Below are 18,450 nucleotides of genomic sequence, written 5' to 3'. Positions count from 1 at the left end.
CGCCGCGGTGCGTGAAGAAACCGCGGCGGCACGGATCACACCGCTGTTGATTGAGCAGGACAACTGGAACGTTGCATGGCGACGTTCCAGGTTCCAGAAACACACGCACGACGTTTTTCCACAACGAAAAAGTCGTCGCAAATTCGAGGTTGCCGTCTAAACCGGCTGAACCGACAAACCGCTTTCTCTCTTTGTGCACGGGTCTGCTATTCCTGACCTTGTGCCGCCATGCTCAAAGCATGGTCCTTGGTCCTTCCTGACTGGCAAAGAAGCACGGGCCCCCCGCGCGCGCTGCGCAATCTCGCTCTCCCGAGCGCCGATACCACCGGCATTGACTATCTGCGCTGCATAAGTTCCGCGGCGCCGTGCCGCATAGCGTACGGCGTGCCGGCATCGCATGATTTTCACGAAATTGTGGTGCAGCAAATCCTCTGTCGGGAGCCTCTCTTCTGCGATTCAAAAAGTGCTTTAGAACCCGTTAGTCCATTCTATTAGTTTAGGAATACCTATTTATGAAATCGCGTCAAGACATTCTCGATTGCAACGCCACCGGTCTCCTTTCACTGGGTGGCGCGTCCGACTGCATAAGCCGATCCGCGCCGGCCGGTTCGCTGATCGATAGTGTCCGTTCAATGTGCCAACGTCTTGGCGCGGCCGGTTGGCGCGAGATGCTGCTGGACGTCACCGGCGGCGCCTTCGACATGATGGCGTCCGATCTCGAGGAGGCGCTCGTGAAACCGCTGCCGTGGATCGACCGTCGCTTTGCGGGTTTCGGCGACTTCGCCGCGGCGGGTTGTGCTGCGATCCAACCGGGTCAGCCTGACTTCAGTTTGCTCTATCACGCGTTCGCCGCGCCGTCGGTCGTCACGGGCCGCGATGGTGCACCGCTCAGCGCGTATCCCACGCTGGCGGAAATCGACACACTCGAAAACTACATTTTTGCGGCGCGCCGCGTGTCACTGAGCGAGTTGCGCGCCGAATGCGGCGCATGGCCGATCGCTGTTTCGACATTCGCGGCGCAATACCGCAACGCGCCGATGGGCGTAAACGGCCGCCGTGCGCAGCTGTGCTTTTCGCGTGCGGGCGTCGCGCGGATCGGCAATCTGGAACCGCGCTATGAACCGAAGCTGCGCGGCTTTGTCGGCTGCGACGAAAGCCGTCCCTTCGATTTCCACGTGGTGCCGCGCCGCTTCTCGACGTACCTGGCGATCCGCAGGCGGTTCGAGCCGGACGGACCGGCGCAGTTCGGACCGCAGGACCGGCTCGACGACGACGATCGCCGACATTTCTGGGTGCCGGTTCATAAACTGTTCAGCGGGCCGGAATGCATTGTCGGGATGGATCTGCAGATCACCCCGATGTGCCGGCTGCACAACGACACGCTGGCGGCATTTCATCGCTTCCTCGATGCCGAGGGTCTGGAGAACAACTGGTCCGGCGACTGTCTGGAGGAGTTTCCGTTTACGATCCGCAACAAGATGATCGGGTCGCTGACGACGGACGCACAGTACGGTCCCGGCGTGCTGGTGCCGCGCCCCAACTCGATGATCGAGGAAGACGGCAGACTACTCCTTATCGATCGCGGCGGATCATGGCAACTGGACAAGACGATACCGACGTCGTGATCGTCGGCGGTGGTCCGGCCGGCAGCGCGGCGGCGATCGCCTGCGCGGCTCGCGGGTTGCGAGTACGGCTCTTCGAGCGCGAACGGTTCACGCGCGAGCGCCCTGGCGAGACGTTGCATCCGGGCATCGAGCCGGTGCTGGAACAGTTGGGCATCAGTAGCGCGCGCCTCGCGTCGGTCACCGGCGCGCGCCATGAGGGGATCTGGATCGACTGGAACGGCGCGCGTCGATTCGAACAGTTTGGGCAGGACGTGCGGGGCGCATGGCGTGGCTTCCAGGTGCAACGGGCCGCGTTCGACGCGATGCTGCTGGCGCGTGCCGCCGAAGCGGGCGCGCTCGTATGCCAGCCTTGCGCGGTTGCCGGACTGCTGATGCAGGAGGGGCTGGTGCGCGGCGTCATTGCGGATGGCGGGCCGGTGGCGGCGCGCGTCGTGGTCGACGCGAGCGGCCGCACGCAGTGGTTGCGCCGGCAACTGGGGATCGGCGCCGCGCCACGTTCGCCGCAACTGATCGCGCGTTATGGCTATGCGAACGGAACGTGTCCGCAGCGTGACGCCGCGCCGCAGATGAACGGCGATGCGTCGGGCTGGATATGGACCGCGATGATCCGGCCGGGCACGTATCAATGGACGCGGGTGTCGTTGAACGGCGAAAAGATTGCCGCGGACTGGATGCCCGACGAATTGCGTCATCTTGCGCCACAAGGGCCGTCTCGCGGTGCCGACGTCACCTGGCGGATCGCGGGCGACGTTGCGCGGCCGGGCTGGTTCATGATTGGCGACGCCGCCGCCGTGCTCGACCCTACGTCGTCACATGGCGTGCTGAAGGCGATCCTGTCGGGCGTCACGGCAGCGCATCTGATTGCCGCCGTGCTCGCCGACAAGGCCTCGGCGGACGACGCGGCGCACGCCTATCACGACTGGCTTGCCGACTGGTTCGACACCGATGCCGCGCAATTGGCGCATTTCTATCGTGAGCTCGGCGTGAGCGGTTTCGGCTAGACGCTCACACTAGCCGGCCGGGGTCGCCGGTGCTTGCGAAGGCGCGAGGGTGCCTGAGTTTTGCGAGGTCGTCAGGTTCGCGGCCGGCAGGCAGTCCGCGCGATATTCGATTTGCAGTTTTTTCTCTGCCTGTTGCAGATCGCTGGGGTATTCGTCATCGTCGTGGTCGGGGTCGTAGCCGAGCGCTTCCAGTTCGCCGAGTTCGCGCATCAACTGCTTGTGCGTGACTTCGCCTTTGAGTTGTTTGAACGGGTAGGCGTTGCATTGCTGCTGCGTGAGGCCGGGCGCGGCCATCGCCGATGCGCTGCCGATCAGCAGAAGGGTGGCGACGAGTGTCCTGGTTGCGAGCTTCATTTTGATACCATCCACGATAAGGTTTGAGTCGGACCGCAAGGAAAGCGGTGGGATGGCAGTAGCCTAGTTGAGGCGTCCTACAGGAGCGGCGTCGCGACAATGAAATTTGTTTTATGGTTTCGTCGTTCGTTTTCAGCGGACTTACGGCGAAGTTAAATTTTCCTTCATGAAGCGGATATTCATCCGCTATACGAGCGCGTGTAGCCTGCAGGCAGGCACTGAGGCGAAGCGGCGACAGCCGTCGAATCGCACGCCCGTGCTCTGAACGCGCAGCCGAATATGGCATCATGTCCTTCTACTGATAACCTGTCGCGTCCGCCGCTTGCATTGGTAGAGCGGGCTGCGACGAATGCAATGATCATGTCGCGAGTACTCACGATCGAAGATGATGAAATTACCGCGAATGAAATTGTCGGGGAACTGAAAAGCCGCGGCTTCACCGTGGATTGGGTGGCCAACGGCCGCGACGGCATGGCGCGCGCGCTCAGCGAAGATTACGATGTGATCACGCTCGACCGCATGTTGCCAGGCGTGGACGGTCTCACGATCCTTACCACCATGCGCAGCATCGGCATTCAAACGCCGGTGCTGATGTTGAGCGCGCTGGGCGATGTGGACGAACGGGTGCGCGGCCTGCGCGCCGGTGGCGACGATTATCTGACCAAGCCTTTCGATCCCGAAGAAATGACCGCGCGCCTCGAAGTACTGTTGCGCCGCAGTCAGACACCGGCCACACCACTCGAAACGCAACTGCGGGTCGGTCCGCTCGAACTCGATCTGATTTCCCGCAAGGTTCAGCGCGATGGCGAAGAGATCGCCTTGCTGCCCACCGAATATCGCGTGCTTGAATTCATGATGCGGCACGCGGGACAGACCATTACACGCACCATGCTGTTCGAAGCGGTGTGGGGTTACCACTTCGACCCGGGCACCAATCTGATCGATGTGCACATGGGCCGGCTGCGCAAAAAAATCGACCCGCCCGGCGTCTCGCCGATGATTCAGACCGTGCGTGGGTCGGGTTATATCCTCGCATGAGCAGGACATTTTGATGGACCCGACCTTCCCGGCTCAGTCTGCGCTCGGGCAGCGCTGGCATTCCACCACGTTTCGCCTGCTATCGATCTACGGGGTTATTTTTTCGCTTTCGGTGATGGTGTTGCTGGGCTATATCGGCTGGGCCGTGACCGGCGATATGGAACGCGAGACCGACGTGGTGATGGACTGGCAACTGGTCTACTTCGATTCAGTGCCTGACGCAGGCCTTGCCGGCGCGATTCATCGGCGTATCGAACACGAGCGCATGCACGCCAATTACTACGGTCTGTTCGCCGCGGACGGCCGTCTGATAGCCGGTGACGTGCTGGTGTATCCGTCGCAACTGCCCACTGATCGCAGCGGCAAAACGCTCGATCTCGTGCTTTCGATGGCGCGTAACGACCAGGTGCCGGTGGTTCGCGCCATGGCCGAGCGCCGCAATGACGGCTCGACGCTTGTCATCGCGCGTGATCTGACGCACATCCTGCGGATTCGCGAGACCATCATCAACGCACTGGTGGGCGGCGGGATCGTCTGCCTGCTGGCGGGCGTGGCGGGCGGCCTGGCGCTGAGCATACGGCAGATGCGCCGACTGAAAGCGATCCGGCGGGTCACGCAGCGTATTGCGCAGGGCGATCTCGCGCAGCGCTTGCCGATTGGCGGACGCGACGAAGTGGATATGCTCGCGCATCTGGTGAACCATATGCTCGCGGAAGTCGAACGCCTCATGAATGAAGTGAAGGGCGCCTGCGATGGCATTGCGCACGATCTGCGCACGCCGCTCGCGCATGTGCGAACCTTGCTGGCGCATGCGGCGGAGCGCACCGATACGCTCGACGACGCCGCACTGTCGCAACTCGTGGAGCGCGCGCGCACCGAGACCGATGCATTGCTCGATCGGTTTCGCGCGATGTTGCGTATCTCCGAGATCGGCACGCTGCAGCGGCGCGGTGGTTTCGGCGAAATGCATCTGGAGACACTGGTGCAGGAAGTCGGTGAACTCTACGAACCACTCGCCGAGAGCCGCTCGATTCAGCTGTCCGTGCATGTGCAACCGGTCGATGCGATTCATGGCGACCGTGCGTTGCTGTTCGAAGCCTTGAGCAATCTGGTGGATAACGCGATCAAGTTCACGCCTGAAGGCGGGGCGGTGCGCATGGAACTGCGCCAGACTTCGGCGGGGCCACAGGTGGATATTGTCGATAACGGGCATGGCATTGCCGCGGATGAGCGCGATGCGGTCCTGCAGCGGTTTTATCGTGGGGAAAGCACCCGGCACCTGGCTGGATCGGGGTTGGGTTTGAGCATCGTTTCAGCGGTGATGCGGGTGCATGACTTCACGATGAAAATCGGGAATGCGGAACCTGGCACCCGGATTTCGATCGAATGCTGGTCGAGGACGCTTGCATGAGGTCTGTTTCTTTTCTTGTCATGGCACGGTGGTGAATGCGCATCCTGTTTGTTGGGCCTTCTCATCCGGAAGCTGCGTGGCTGTTCAAGGCGCTGCAAGAGAGCGCGCATAGTCTGCAACGAGCCGACGATCTGCGGGATGGGGTTTTTCTTGCTTCGCAGGAACCGTACGATGCGGTTGTTTTGATGGTGCTTGAGGTTGGGTTTTATTCTTCCTTGCAGGGGTTTATTGGAAAGTTCGCTGCGGCGGGGAATGGAGCGGCGATTGTCGCCGTGCTTGGGGTGGCTACCGCGCAGGATCGGACAAGGGTTTTGCGCGCCGGCGCGGATGCGTGTTTTTGCCAGCCTTATTCGTTTATTGAAATGCATGAGAGGATGGCCGCCTTGCAGCGGGTTGCGGGTGGGCGAGTGGCCGTTGGCGGTGGTTCCGGGTTTGTTTCTGCTGCGGCGTCTGTTTTGCCCGCTGTTGGCGGGGCTTGCCTGGATACCGCTACGCGGGAACTCGTTTTTGACGGGCGGCGGGTTGCCGTTACGCGGCGGGAGTTTCTCTTGCTTGAGTGCCTGCTGAGGCAGGTTAATGCGCCTGTGGCAAGGGATCAGCTGATCCGTTATGCCTGGCCGGAGAAGGAGGATGTTGATCCTTCCAGTGTCAATCTTGTTGTGTCTCGGTTGCGGCGGAAGCTTTTGGGGGATGTGCCTGAGGTGCGGATTGAGACTGTTAGTCGGTTTGGGTATCAGGTTTGTGTTTGATTTTTTTTGCCTGCGCGGCGCTTGTTCGTCTGTATGCCTGCGGCGTTGGCCTTTCTTTGCATTTTTCTGCCTGCGCGGCGGTTATCGGCTGTTTGCCTACGGTGTTGGCCTTTCCTTGATTTTTTAGTGGTCTATTAGTGTTGCCCCTGTGCGGGGCGGCACTTACTTTCTTTGCCGCCGCAAAGAAAGATAAGCAAAGAAAGCGGCTCACACCGCTAGCGCATAAGCGGGTCCCCCGCACAGTCGCGGTAGTGGTGCATCTGGAATCTGTGTTCTCGCACATTCAGCGTGAGTGACAAGGCAGTCATACTTCCCGCCTCGCACTGCGTGCTCGCCGGGAGGGTTCATCGAAAAGTATCGGGCTTTGTTTGGCGCGGCGGGCCATCGGCCCCCGATGCGGGGGCATTGGTTTCGCCTCGGCGATGTGCCTGGCGACGACGAGTGAGGCAGAGACGAAGAGCCCGACGCGCCCTGCCACCGCGCCAAATGAAGCGTGAGCGCGAAAATGCAGCGGACCGCTTAAAGAAGTACCCTTCGGCGCACGCAGCGCCGCCGCAAACACGACGGCTTTGCAAACAAAAGCCGATGACCTGCAGGAGTCCGAGCGAAACCGCGAAACCGCGAGTCCCGATGCCCCGTTCCGGCGAGCACGCAGTGCGAGGCGGGAAGTATGACTGCCTTGTCACCAACGCGGAATGTGCGAGAACACAGATTCCAGATGCACCACTACCGTAGCTGTGCGGGAGCCCCGCTTAAGAATTAGCGGTGTGAGCCGCTTTCTTTTGCCTACTTTTCTTTGCGGCAGGCAAAGAAAAGTAGGTGCCCGCCCCGCACAGGGGCGACGCTAATAGACCAATATCAATTCAAGGAAAGGCCAACGCCGCAAGCGCCCAGACACAAGCGCCCAGACACAAGCGCCCAGACACAAGCGCCCAGACACAAGCGCACAAACCCAAACGCAACACCGGCAGAAAGAACCAAAAAAAATCCCCGCACCGCAGGTACACACACGAATCCGCCGTCTGACGACAATCAGACCATCGGCCGGGTGGCCATTCGACACTCATTCTAAAAGCAACAACATCAAGAAAGAGCGCGCTGCCAAAAGCGCCCCCCGCTCGTGTTCACGAACCAAAATAGATATTGCAAAAACTCACGGGCCCAACACAGTTGTCGGCGCTGGTGGATGTCGTCGTTGCGCAGCCGGATAGCAGCAGTCCAGCTACAACAGCGGTAGCGGCGAACGAGGCCATCCGCTTGATCGTAGTGCGAAAAGTCATTGAGATCAGCATGATAAATGTTGCATGTTACGTTTAACGATAGAGCCAATTCAGATAGTTCATCTGTCCATCGTCTCGGATTTGATCAGTTGCCTGTAAACCGGGGTCCGTGTTTGGCCATGGCCATTCGTTGCGTTCGGCGATGGCCGTCCGCCAGCGAATGCCAGCCCGGTCGAGCGCTCAGTGTTCGGCCACCGGCGGCGCGGCGACGGCCGACGTGGCCGCGTTTGCGAGACCGCAGGTGAGAGGCACCGCCCACACGGCGTGCACCCGATTGCGGTTCTTCACGCGCATCTCAACGTGAGTAAAGGGTCGAGTCCAGATAGGCGCGCTGACCATCCTTCTCCGAATGCACCAGCTCCTGATAGACCTCCGCGCGCGTCTTCTCTCCAGTCACCTGATCGTAAGGCGGCACCCACGATCCTGCAGTATCGGCCGCAGAAATGCTGTTCTGCGCCACTTGCATCGTCGTCGCATTCTGCTGCGCCGACGCCGTGGTCGATTGAGCGAAAGCGGAAGCCGTTGCGGTTGCACCGATGAAAGCGATGGCGAGCGTCAGAGATTTCATGTTGATAATCCTCGCAAATCCGATTGGATGGACCGATGCCCGAACCGCAATGCATTCGTGGATCGGTTGATAAGAAGGATAGTCACCTGGCTTTAGCGGATCAGCGATCTACGCATGAAAAGATATTTATCCGTTGGAGCGTCGGCGACCCGTTGATTCAGGGAGCTGTCGGGCGTGTGTCATGAACATGAAAAACGTTTCATGAATCGGCCGGTTTTGATCACGGATATGTCACCGCGCAAATTTACATTGCGGCTACCCGCACGATGTGCGGGATCGGTTCGCTCATGCGCGGGCCGGCGCCTTCTCTTATCCGGAATCACACATGAATAAAGCATTGGCAACCACACTCGTCGTGCTCGCCGGCACGTTTGGCGCGGCAGCGCACGCGCAAAGCAGCGTCACGCTCTACGGCACGCTCGATACCGGCATCGACTACGTCAGCAATCAGAAAACAGCCTCCGGCGGGAAAAGTAACTGGATGATGGAGAGCGGCAATCTCAATACCGACCGCTGGGGTTTGCGCGGTAACGAAGACCTGGGCGGCGGGCTGAGTGCGATCTTCGATCTTGAGAACGGCTTTAACGTCGACAGCGGCAAGTTCTCCAACGATGGCGACGAGTTCGGCCGCCAGGCATGGGTCGGTCTCGCGAGCAAACAGTGGGGCACGCTGACCATGGGCCGGCAATACGACTTCCTCGTCGATTTCGTCGCGCCGCTCTCGGCGACAGGTTCAGGCTTCGGCGGCAATATCGCCGATCATCCGTTCGATAACGATAACCTCGACAACGATATGCGTATGAACAACGCGGTGAAATTCCGCAGCGCAACTTATGACGGCCTCACGGTCGGCGGCGCCTACGCGTTCAGCAATGCGGCGGGCGGCTTCAGCAACAACAGGGCGTATAGCCTTGGCGCGCAATGGGCAGGCGGTCCGTTCAACCTGGCGGTCGCGTATCTGCAGGTGAACCAGCCGGGCGGCGTCAATCAACCCACCAATACCAGCGGCGCGGTGAGCAGCAGCGACGACGATGCGACCTTCACCGCCGCGCGCCAACGTGTCCTCGGCGCCGCGGGCCGCTACACGTTCGGCGCGGCAACGGTCGGCCTCGTCTTCACACGGACGATGCTCGACGATCCGCAGCAGATCGCCCAGGGCGGCGCGTATTCCACGCTCAACGGCGATTTGCTGACCTTCAACAACTACGAACTGAACGCGCGCTACGCGATTACGCCGGCATTGTCGCTGGGCGGTTCGTACACGTTCACCGACGGACATTTCAGCGACGACGGCAAGAGCGTCGCGCCGAAGTGGAATCAGTTCATGCTGCAGGCGGACTACGCGTTGTCACGCCGCACCGATCTATATCTGGAAGGCGTCTATCAACATGTGTCGGGTGCGGACGGCATCGCGGTTCTCGGCAACGCGTCGATCTATTCGCTGGCAGCTTCGTCGAGCGATCGGCAGGCGGTTGTGGCATTGGGAGTGCGGCATCGGTTCTGAGCGCCGCAAGCCCACCGCAAGGCGCTGTAGGCCTGCCTGAAACGCAAACGTCGCCGGTGATGAACCGGCGACGTTTTTTTACCGCATGGGTGGATTCTGCTGGCAGATTCAGCCGGCAGAATCAGCTGGCAGATTCAGCTGGCAGATTCAACCGGCAGATTCAGCTGGCAGATTCAACCGGCCGATTCAACCGCCAGACTCAACCGCTAGATTCAATCAGCGGACGCAAACACCCCCGGATGCGCTGCTTGCAAGCTAGCCGCCTGAACGCCAGCCGAGCCCGCAGCGCCGTCCGGCGACCAACCGCCGCCCAAGGCCTCGATCAGTCCCACCGAGGCCGGCAGGCGCCGCGTATCGAGGTTCAATGCATCGAAGTTCCAGACCACGCTGATCACGGGAATGCGGATGTCGGGAAAGATATCAGTCGGCGTGCGCAACGCGGCAAGCGGGCCGATCAACAGGATCAGCATCGCAAGCACGATGAACGTGTAGGGCCGGGTCAAAGCTAACGGACTATTTTTAACATCGAAGGCTGCTCCGTTCAGGGTCGCGCCTGAATCTGCACAGGCGTGTGGCGGTTAGGGCTCGCATGCATGGCGTGGCCCGGTAACGCATTCTGGAGAGCGGGACCTAACAGTCGTGGACTAGACAGATGAAACTAGTTTTGGGAAGACGGGGCGGTGCGCGTGATGATGTCGATACTCGCGTTGCAACAAGGTTAGCGCTGCATGCAGCGCTAACGCTTCGTCAGAAAACCTGCGCATAAAGCCGCGTCAACCGAACAGATAGCCTGAGCCGCGAATCGTGCGAATCAATGGAGGTTCGCCGGGCGTCTCGACTTTCTTGCGCAAACGGCCTATGTGCACATCGATCAGATTGGTGCCGGGATCGAAGCGGCAGCCCCACACGGCTTCGAAAATCATCGTGCGCGTGAGCACGTGGCCGGTGTGGCGCATCATGAATTCGAGCACGCGGAATTCGGTGGGCTGCAGATCGAGTTCGCGCTGCCGGTGGGTGACTTTGCGGCGCACCAGATCGAGTTCCAGCGCGCCGGCGCGCAGCAGCGTTTCAGCTTTGGCGTGACGTGGCCGACGGCGCAACAGCACTTCGACGCGCGCGAACATTTCCTCGGGCGAGAACGGCTTGGTCAGATAGTCGTCGCCGCCGGCGCGCAGGCCTTGAATGCGCTGATCGACATCGGACAGCGCGCTCATCACCAGCACCGGCGTTTCCATGCCGACACCACGCATGGTCGCCACAATGGTCAGGCCGTCGAGATCGGGCAGCATGCGGTCGAGTGTGACGACGTCGTAGTCGGCCGCCATCACTTTCGCCATGCCTTCGCGGCCGGTGCGCGCCACGTCGACGGAGCAACCGCGGGTGCTGAGCGTGCGCACGATGTCGTGTGCGATCAACTCGTCATCTTCGATCGTCAATATTCTGGGCATGATGCGCGAGCCCAGTCAGGCCACCGCCCGCAATGCAACCGGGCGGTCCGGCGCGCGATACTGGCTGACCGCGAAGTCGATGAAACTGCGCACGCGCATCGACAGGTAATTACGTCCGGAGTAGAGAATCGACGTCTGGCGCGGGCCGCCGTTGATTTCGAACTGTTCCAGCACGGGTACGAGCAAGCCTCGCGCGAGATCGTCGGCAATGATCGGCAGCGGCAGCAAGGCGATACCCATGTGATTGAGCGCGGCCACGCGCACCATCGCGCTGCTCGTTGCGCTCAGCGCGCTGCCTGTATTGACACGGTAGATGCCATCGGCGTCCGCGAACTCCCAGGAGCGCGACACACCGTCGGAAACGCTCAGCAGACCATGACGGTTCAACGCCGCCGGATCGCGAGGGGTGCCGTGACGCGCCAGATAGGCAGGCGAGGCGACCGTCATTTCATTGATGCTGGTCAGCGTGCGGCTCACCAGCGAGGAGTTGGCCAGGCGCCGGTCGTCGGAGAAACACACGTCGAAGCCGCCTCCCACCAGATCGATGGGCGTATCGAACGTTGTCACGTCGAAGTCCACGCGTGAATGCAGCGTGCGATAGGCGGCAAGCAATCCACCCAACCCGGCGGCCGCGAACGTCATGGACGTGGCGATCCGCAGCGTGCCTTGGGGATCGCGCGTCGTCTCAAGCAGGTTCGATTCCATCTCGTCGAGCTTCTCGATGATCGTGCGGCAACCGTCGAGATATTCGCGGCCCACATCGGTCAGCGAAAGGCCGCGCGTGGTGCGGTTCAGCAAGCGCATATTCAGATGCGCTTCCAGTGTGCCGACGCTGCGCGTGACCGCCGCGGCCGACATACCTAACTGTCTCGCAGCAAGATTGAAGCTGGCGAGATCGACCACCCGCGTGAAGACACGCATCGCTTGTAGCTGGTTCATGTTGGAACAGTAGAGAAGGACGATGGGTGCATCATCGGCGATCGCGGATAAAACGGCGCTGCCAGGCGGATTAAGTCTTTTTTAATTTTGGGCGATGTTCGTGATCTGTGAGGCGAGCCTGCAATCCGACCCGTGCTGCGCGAAACGCAACTCGCCGCGTGCGTTTGTAATTCAGCCGATCCGGCTGATTCAGTTCAGCATGCCGTGTACTTCGAGCGATGCTTCCAGTTGCTGTGTCAACGCATGGTGCAGCCTGGCGAGGCTCTCGGTGGGGAGCGCAAAGCCCGCCCAGCCAAGACCGGAATGCCTCAGGAACAGCACGGCGCCGTCATGCAGCGGATGCTTTTCGGTGTGCCAGCACGGATCGATTTCAATCACGTACTGATGCGTGCGCAGCGGCTCCTTGGGTACTTCCGGGCGCATCGTGGCGCGCAGCACGCTGAGGTGTTCGATCAGGGCGTCCAGATCGGCTACTTCGAGCAGCACCGCACTGTCCTCGATGGCGATGCGAACCGCGTTCTGTCCGTACTCGTTGACTTTCTCGATGCTCATGGGGCGCGACATTTCTTTGCTCCTTACAGCTCTCACGGTGCACAAATTATGGCGCCGCCTCTCTTAACCCAGTCTTAAAGAGCACGATCCAGGGATGAAACTTTGTTTAAGAAAGCTGGCCGGCATGATTTATGGTGCAGCGCGAAATCGTCTGATGTTTGCTCGCGGGCGGCTAACGGCCGACGCATTAAGTCATATGTAAAAGGAACTCGATGTTTCAAATTAGAAACGTTTTGAGTCGATTAAGTATTTCGTGGTGAAATGCTTAATCGTCAATGTTTTGATAAGTGTGCGGTTCGCCACATTGGCACTGCCCGTAAATTCCCGGTTTGCGAATAAAAGCCGGATTGAACGTTCATTATTTGCGAGGTTTGGAGTTCAGGTTTGAAACACTTTCGGTTGCTGTGGCGGCTAATCGATGCTCCGAATCAGCGTGATCGGTGACGACCTGACACACTGGCGAAACAGGCTTGAAAGCTAGTGCGTGTAAGGTTTTCAGGCCGCGTGGCTGCCGCTATTCCGGTATCATCAATGGCACTGACCGGTGATATACCGGCAGTCATCTGAAACGAACAATAATGGTTTTCTTCATACATTGAATTTCCCGATGCGGATTTGTTTTTAAAATTTACTATAGCGAAGCATTCAGCTAACATCACGCTTAATCCGTTAAGCGGCGTTGCCAGCGGTTATCACCCGCCTGATTAAGTTCGACCATATCGGCCAGCCGACGGGGCAGCGGGGTCCACAACGTACGACAGTTTGGGGAAACATCATGCCGCACATGCACCTGGATACTGCGAGGATTACCTGGTTACATACGCCGACACTCAATGTGCGTACTGCAGCGCGGCGAATCGGCGTGTTGCTGTTCGATGGCTTCTGGTTGCTCGGGCCTGGCACGGTGGTCGAGATGTTCCAGACCGCCAACGAACTCTCGGGTTCGCGGGCCGGCGAAGAACCGCCTTATGAAGTGCAGTTTCTGTCGATGGACGGCGGCAGCGTCGCGAGCTCGTCATTGGCGCGGATCTGGACGGACCGTATCGACCCACGTTACGGCAGCGGTTTTGACGTGCTGTTCATCGCAGGCGGATACGGTGCACATGAGGCCGCGCTCGACGAGCGGCTGCTCGGGTGGCTGCGCTCGGTGCAAACGCGTACCCGCGCGATCGAGACGATCGGTGAAGGCCGTCTCGTGCTGGAGGCGGCGGGGCCCGCGGAGCATGACGGCCTGCAGGTGAACCGCTATCTGGGCAGCGCCGCGATCGATCCCACACGCAGCGCCGCCAATGATCGTAACGACTGTGCGCGTAGCGCGTTGATGTTCATCAAGCGTGATCTCGGCGCGGAGCTCGCGCGCAGCGTGGCCGATCGGGTGATGCCGGGGATGGCCGCCACCTGGGTGCCGCTGCCGGCTGAAGGCGGCACGCTCAGCGTCGCCGAGAAAATCCGTGCCGCCGCGCGCTGGATGGAGGCGAATTGCGATCGTCCGGTGTCGGTTGCCGACGCCGCCCAGGTCGCGGCGATGAGCGAACGCAATTTCCTGCGGCGCTTCAAGCATGAAATGCAGGTCACACCGTCTGACTACCTGTTGCAGGTGCGGTTGCGGATTGCCTGTAACTTCCTGACGGAAACCGAACTACCGGTCGACAAGATCGCGCGCCGCAGCGGCACCGGCAATGGCGATCGCCTCGCGAAGATATTCCGCAAGCGCATGGCGTTGTCGCCCACCGAATATCGCGCGCGCAGCCGGGTGGCGTCCGAAGCGTAAGCTTGGGGAGCGCCGTGCACACGGCACACTTCTGCGTGGATGGGTATGTGCGTAGCGGCGTGCGTAGCGGCATACGCAACGACGTGCGTGGTGACGTGTGTAATAGCGTGTGCAACGGCGTGTTCATCACCGGCTGTGTTTTCTCCGGGCGGGCTTCTTACGAGCACAGTGGCCATGGGCAACAAGGTAATGGCGACCGCATTGCCAGAAGTGAAACTCATCGAGCCCGAGGTGTTTTGCGACGAATTCGGCTTCTGCTTCGAGAGTTTCAGCGCGGATGAGTTTACCGACGACGTTTCGCACGGATTCACTTTCGTGCAAGACCGTCATTTGCGGGCAGTGCGTGGTGTGTTGCGCGGGCTGCACTATCAGGTGCAGCGTCCACAAGGTCGGCTCGTGCGCGTGGTAGTGGGGGAAGTGTTCGACGTCGCCGTGGACGTGCGGCTCAATTCGCCGACCTTCGGCAAGTGGAGCAGCGCCTATCTGAGCGCGGCCAATCATCGGCAGGTGTGGGTGCCGCCGGGCTTTGCGCACGGTTTCGTCGTGCTGTCCGAGGTCGCCGAGTGCCTCTGGAAGACCACCGAATACTGGTTCCCGGAACTCGAGCGCTGCATCTTGTGGCGCGACCCTGATATCGGTATCGAGTGGCCCATCGACGTCGAGCCGATCCTCGGCGCGAAGGACGCAGCGGGCCGGCGTCTCTACGAAGCGGAAAATATCGCCTGAGCGCGCGGCACCCGCACCCGCACCCGCACCCGCACCCGCACCCGCAGCGATTGAACGCCGTTCAGCGTGTTGCCACTACGGCACCCACACTCGCGACGACCACCAGCAGCGTACCTGCTATCTGCGGCACACCCATTGGTTGATGCAGCACCACGAAGCCGGCCAACGCGCCGATCGCGGGTTCCAGACTCATCAGTATCCCGAACGATGCGGCCGGCATGTGCCGCAATGCCACCATTTCCAGCGCGTAGGGTAACAACGGGACCAGCACCGCGAGACCCGCGGTGGCGGCGATCTGGCTCGCCGCGATGTGGATGCCGCCTTGCGCGAGGCCGAATGGCGTGGCGACCAACGCCGCGGCGATCAACGACACCGACAATCCTTCGAGTCCGGCGAACACGGTGCCGGTCTTTTTCATCAAGACGATATAGCTTCCCCAACCGAGCGCGGCCCCAAACGCGAGCAGTACGCCAAGCGGTTCGCCGATCCAGCCCGCGCGATCGCGCGAGAGCAACAGCACGCCGGCAATCGCCAATAGCGGCCACAGTAGCGCTCGCGCGCGCCGTACCGCGAAAGTCGCTACGGAAAGCGGCCCCAGAAAATCGATCGCGACGGCAAGCCCCAGTGGAATCCGCTGAAGCGCCGCGAAAAAGCACAGCGTCATGCCGGCCATTGCCGCGCCCAACGCACCGGCCGCAAACCAATGCGAGCGCGAGTAGGTAAAGAAACGCGGACGCACCAGCAACGCAAGCACCACGGCTGCCCAGCAAAGGCGCAACCAGGTGGTGCTGAGCGAGCCGTATGCCGCCATCGTCGGCGCGGAGAGCGCGGCGCCGAACTGCACGCTCGACATCGACAGCAGGCATAGGAGCGCGGCACCCGCCGCCGCGCTGGCGGGCTTCACTGGTGCTGGCGCGGAATTCAGCGCTGGTTTGATGGTGGTGTCCTGCATCGTGGCCTCGGTCCCGCCTTTCTGGTTCGTGGACGCTATCTTATCGGTATGGGCGGTATTAAGATTAGTTGATATTTCTTATGGCCACTTCAGGAAACGTGATGACCCGAGATCTCGACAGCAGTCTCCTGCGCGCGTTCGTCACGGTGGCGGAGACCGGTGCCGTCGGTTTGGCGGCCGTGCGCCTCGCGCGGACCCAGGCGGCGGTGAGCATGCAATTGCGCCGGCTCGAGGAAGAACTGGGGTGCCGTTTGCTCGACCGCTCGCCGCGCGGCGTGCAACTCACCGAAGCGGGGCATCTGCTGCTGCCGTTCGCCCATACGATCCTCGGCGCGGGCGCCGATGCGCGGCGGGCGTTGAGTGCGGGGCAGGTGTCCGGCACAGTGCGGCTCGGCATGCTGGAAGACATCGCCGTCGGCCGGCTGCCGCGCGCGCTGCGGCGTTTTTCGATCGCTTATCCGCAGGTGGCGCTGGAGATCGTTGTCGATACCAGTCCGGCATTGTCGAACCGGCTTGCGGAAGGGAGCCTCGACGTGGTGGTGGGGGATCCCGCACTGGTCGACTCAGTGCCGCTGCTGACCTGGACGCAGCCGCTGTTCTGGGTCGGCGCGCGCGGGTTTAGCCGCGACGCGGACGCGGCGTTGCCGGTGGTTGCGTTCGGCGGCGCGTGTTTGTGGCAGCAGCAGGTGTTGACGGCGCTGCGGCGCGCGGGGATTGCGTGGCGCATCGTATGCACCAGTACCAGTTTGCCGGCGGTGCAGTCGGCCGTGGAAGCAGGGCTTGGTGTGTCGGTGCTGCTCGACGGCAATATCCGTTCGGAGTCGATGCGCGTGCTCGGTCAGGCCGATGGATTGCCCGATGCGCCCAGCGCCGATTTCGGGCTTTTCATGCGTCCGGTGGCCGGCGCCCAGGCCGCGGCTGTGCAGACATTGCAGACGTTTCTTTGCGAGGAATTGCATCTCGGGTTACGGGAGAGTGAGCCGGTTGCGTTGTTCGCGGGGTAGCGCGTGGGCAGTTGCTGCGGGCAACGTGGTGTCATGCTGGTCCATTGGTCCATTGGTCCATTGGTCCAATGACACGTTGGCACGTTGGCACATCGGCGCGTTGGCACATCGGCATATCGGCATATCGGCAAGTCGGCAAGCGGCAAGCGGCAAGTCGGCAAGTCGGCAAGTCGGTAAGTCGGTAAGTCGGTAAGTCGGCACTACATCCCATGTGAGTTTTTACGACATTTTTTCTTGAGACGCTTATGCGTGAAACCTACACTTCGTGCATCTTGATAGCGCGAGGTGCTCAACGTGAAGCGACGTGCAATGACGCAGCAATCCGTCCGTATCGACTACGTGTGTCACGGCATCGGCCGTGTCGAACTGCGCCGGTTTGATCCGTCGCGCGATTCGTACGTTGCGTTGACTGCGCTGTTGCATCGGGCTTTCACACGACTCGGCGCGATGGGCTTGAATTGCACCTGTGTGGATCAAACGGTGGAGACGACACGTTCGCGCGCGACGCGGGGCGATTGCTACGTCGCGGTTTGCGGGGGGCGCATTGTCGGCACGATGACGCTGTATGCGCCGGATCATGATTCGCCGTGCGAGTTGTATCGTCGCGACGATATCGCCAGCTTGCGCCAGTTCGGCGTGGAGCCCATGTGGCAGGCACGGGGCATTGGTACCTTGTTGATCGCTTTCGCCGACCATTGGGCCGCGACGCGCGGTTATGCGGAGCTTGCGCTCGATACGCCGCAACCGGCCGCGCACCTGATTGCATTTTACAGAGGGCAGGGGTTTCGCATCGTCGATTTCGTACGTTTCGATGGCAAGCGATACGACAGCGCGATCCTGAGCAAGCCGCCGGTAGTGACACGTACGCTCGCGAACTGGTCGCATAGATTGACGGTCCCGGCGAGGATTGCGCGCGCGGCATGACGAGTGTCCTCGTGCACTAGCGGGCTTGAGCTTTGAAGCTGGTGAACCTCGAAATTGCTGAGCTACCGAGCTGCTGAGCTGCCGCGCTACTGAGCCACCGAGCGGGTGAGCTACTGGGCTGGAGAGGTATTGAGTTTCTGAATTTTTTTGGGTGCTTGAGGTAGTTGAGAAGCAGTGCTGCGATGCAATGCGCTCCGGGCGTGCATACGTGCGACGTGTGGGTGTTTGCAGTAAAAACCCCGGTGTGGGGAGCAACTATTGCAATACCGTGTGGCAAGTATTGCAACGAGCTGCTGGTCCTCGCGCCGGGGTGGGTGTTTCTTACCTTGGTCGATGCGGTGGTCAGCGTCGCATCACGCCCATCAGCAAGGTGACGAGGAAGATCACCACGAAGATGAAGAACAGGACTTTGGCGATTTCCGTAGCGCCCGCGGCAATGCCGCCGAAGCCGAATACTGCGGCGATGATCGCGATGATGAAGAAGATTGCAGCGTATCGAAGCATGGGGCCTCCCACCGATGGATTGCTGGAGTGAAATAAAAAGCGGCGGCTCGTTGTGGGCACAGCGTGCTTTGACGGATTTTTGCCGGCGAGCGATATGGAG

The 18,450-nt window shown here is 60.9% G+C and carries 18 protein-coding genes; 10 read left to right on the top strand and 8 right to left on the bottom strand.

Going from position 1 to position 18,450, the window contains the following annotated elements; all coding sequences use genetic code 11:
* Positions 1–512: 512 nt before the first annotated feature.
* Both P0D84_RS13420 and P0D84_RS13415 read left to right on the top strand, forming a co-directional pair.
* Complete coding sequence (locus P0D84_RS13420) at positions 513–1,625, top strand: hypothetical protein (RefSeq protein ID WP_408337068.1); 1,113 nt, start codon at positions 513–515, stop codon at positions 1,623–1,625.
* The gene (locus tag P0D84_RS13415; RefSeq protein ID WP_408337066.1) at positions 1,592–2,626 is read left to right on the top strand and encodes an NAD(P)/FAD-dependent oxidoreductase; all 1,035 of its coding nucleotides are present in this window, start codon (positions 1,592–1,594) and stop codon (positions 2,624–2,626) included. The genes P0D84_RS13420 and P0D84_RS13415 overlap by 34 nt, the downstream gene beginning before the upstream one ends.
* 9 nt (positions 2,627–2,635) lie before the next feature.
* Here P0D84_RS13415 and P0D84_RS13410 read toward each other — a convergent pair whose 3' ends face one another.
* Positions 2,636–2,980, bottom strand: a complete 345-nt coding sequence (locus tag P0D84_RS13410) for a DUF4148 domain-containing protein (RefSeq protein ID WP_408337064.1) — start codon at positions 2,978–2,980, stop codon at positions 2,636–2,638.
* 360 nt (positions 2,981–3,340) lie between these two features.
* Here P0D84_RS13410 and P0D84_RS13405 point away from each other — a divergent pair, with 360 nt between their 5' ends.
* From P0D84_RS13405 to P0D84_RS13395, 3 genes are read left to right on the top strand one after another with little or no spacing between them, the layout of a single operon-like run.
* A complete protein-coding gene (locus tag P0D84_RS13405) occupies positions 3,341–4,018 on the top strand; it encodes a response regulator transcription factor (RefSeq protein ID WP_408337062.1) in 678 nt (225 codons plus the stop codon).
* A 13-nt stretch (positions 4,019–4,031) separates the two neighbouring features.
* A complete protein-coding gene (locus tag P0D84_RS13400; RefSeq protein WP_408337060.1) occupies positions 4,032–5,429 on the top strand; it encodes a HAMP domain-containing sensor histidine kinase in 1,398 nt (465 codons plus the stop codon).
* A gap of 35 nt (positions 5,430–5,464) precedes the next feature.
* A complete protein-coding gene (locus P0D84_RS13395; protein WP_408337058.1) occupies positions 5,465–6,178 on the top strand; it encodes a winged helix-turn-helix transcriptional regulator in 714 nt (237 codons plus the stop codon).
* 1,575 nt (positions 6,179–7,753) lie between these two features.
* On the opposite strand, the gene P0D84_RS13390 is transcribed toward P0D84_RS13395, so the two are convergent.
* A complete protein-coding gene (locus tag P0D84_RS13390) occupies positions 7,754–8,026 on the bottom strand; it encodes a DUF4148 domain-containing protein (protein WP_408337056.1) in 273 nt (90 codons plus the stop codon).
* Between the two features lie 325 nt (positions 8,027–8,351).
* Here P0D84_RS13390 and P0D84_RS13385 point away from each other — a divergent pair, with 325 nt between their 5' ends.
* Complete coding sequence (locus P0D84_RS13385) at positions 8,352–9,530, top strand: porin (RefSeq protein ID WP_408337054.1); 1,179 nt, start codon at positions 8,352–8,354, stop codon at positions 9,528–9,530.
* A 212-nt stretch (positions 9,531–9,742) separates the two neighbouring features.
* On the opposite strand, the gene P0D84_RS13380 is transcribed toward P0D84_RS13385, so the two are convergent.
* The 4 genes from P0D84_RS13380 to P0D84_RS13365 form a co-directional block, all read right to left on the bottom strand.
* Entirely contained in the window at positions 9,743–10,033 is a 291-nt protein-coding gene (locus P0D84_RS13380) for a hypothetical protein (protein ID WP_408339930.1), read from the bottom strand.
* 270 nt (positions 10,034–10,303) lie between these two features.
* Complete coding sequence (locus P0D84_RS13375) at positions 10,304–10,978, bottom strand: response regulator transcription factor (protein WP_408337052.1); 675 nt, start codon at positions 10,976–10,978, stop codon at positions 10,304–10,306.
* 15 nt (positions 10,979–10,993) lie between these two features.
* A complete protein-coding gene (locus P0D84_RS13370) occupies positions 10,994–11,917 on the bottom strand; it encodes a LysR family transcriptional regulator (protein ID WP_408337050.1) in 924 nt (307 codons plus the stop codon).
* Between the two features lie 189 nt (positions 11,918–12,106).
* Positions 12,107–12,481 (bottom strand): hypothetical protein, encoded by a 375-nt coding sequence (locus P0D84_RS13365; protein ID WP_408337048.1) that lies wholly within the window; start codon positions 12,479–12,481, stop codon positions 12,107–12,109.
* Between the two features lie 763 nt (positions 12,482–13,244).
* On the opposite strand from P0D84_RS13365, the gene P0D84_RS13360 reads away from it, so the two are divergent.
* Both P0D84_RS13360 and rfbC read left to right on the top strand, forming a co-directional pair.
* Positions 13,245–14,240, top strand: a complete 996-nt coding sequence (locus tag P0D84_RS13360; protein WP_408337046.1) for a GlxA family transcriptional regulator — start codon at positions 13,245–13,247, stop codon at positions 14,238–14,240.
* 174 nt (positions 14,241–14,414) lie between these two features.
* Positions 14,415–14,966 carry a dTDP-4-dehydrorhamnose 3,5-epimerase gene (rfbC, locus tag P0D84_RS13355; RefSeq protein ID WP_408337044.1) on the top strand — a complete coding sequence of 184 codons (552 nt, stop codon included), beginning with the start codon at positions 14,415–14,417 and terminating at the stop codon, positions 14,964–14,966.
* A 61-nt stretch (positions 14,967–15,027) separates the two neighbouring features.
* Here rfbC and P0D84_RS13350 read toward each other — a convergent pair whose 3' ends face one another.
* On the bottom strand, positions 15,028–15,918 hold the full coding sequence (locus P0D84_RS13350) for an EamA family transporter (RefSeq protein WP_408337042.1): 891 nt from the start codon (positions 15,916–15,918) through the stop codon (positions 15,028–15,030).
* Between the two features lie 101 nt (positions 15,919–16,019).
* Here P0D84_RS13350 and P0D84_RS13345 point away from each other — a divergent pair, with 101 nt between their 5' ends.
* Together P0D84_RS13345 and P0D84_RS13340 are read left to right on the top strand one after the other, a co-directional pair.
* Positions 16,020–16,922, top strand: coding sequence for a LysR substrate-binding domain-containing protein (locus P0D84_RS13345; RefSeq protein ID WP_408337040.1), 903 nt, complete (start codon positions 16,020–16,022; stop codon positions 16,920–16,922).
* Positions 16,923–17,231: 309 nt separating this feature from the next.
* Positions 17,232–17,846 carry a GNAT family N-acetyltransferase gene (locus tag P0D84_RS13340; protein WP_408339828.1) on the top strand — a complete coding sequence of 205 codons (615 nt, stop codon included), beginning with the start codon at positions 17,232–17,234 and terminating at the stop codon, positions 17,844–17,846.
* Positions 17,847–18,188: 342 nt separating this feature from the next.
* Here P0D84_RS13340 and P0D84_RS13335 read toward each other — a convergent pair whose 3' ends face one another.
* Positions 18,189–18,350, bottom strand: a complete 162-nt coding sequence (locus P0D84_RS13335) for a DUF1328 domain-containing protein (protein WP_007182451.1) — start codon at positions 18,348–18,350, stop codon at positions 18,189–18,191.
* Between the last annotated feature and the right edge of the window lie 100 nt (positions 18,351–18,450).

The sequence above is a fragment of the Paraburkholderia sp. RL17-337-BIB-A genome, assembly GCF_046025895.1.
GTDB lineage: Bacteria > Pseudomonadota > Gammaproteobacteria > Burkholderiales > Burkholderiaceae > Paraburkholderia > Paraburkholderia fungorum_C.
This window is presented reverse-complemented; position numbering and strand designations above follow the sequence as displayed.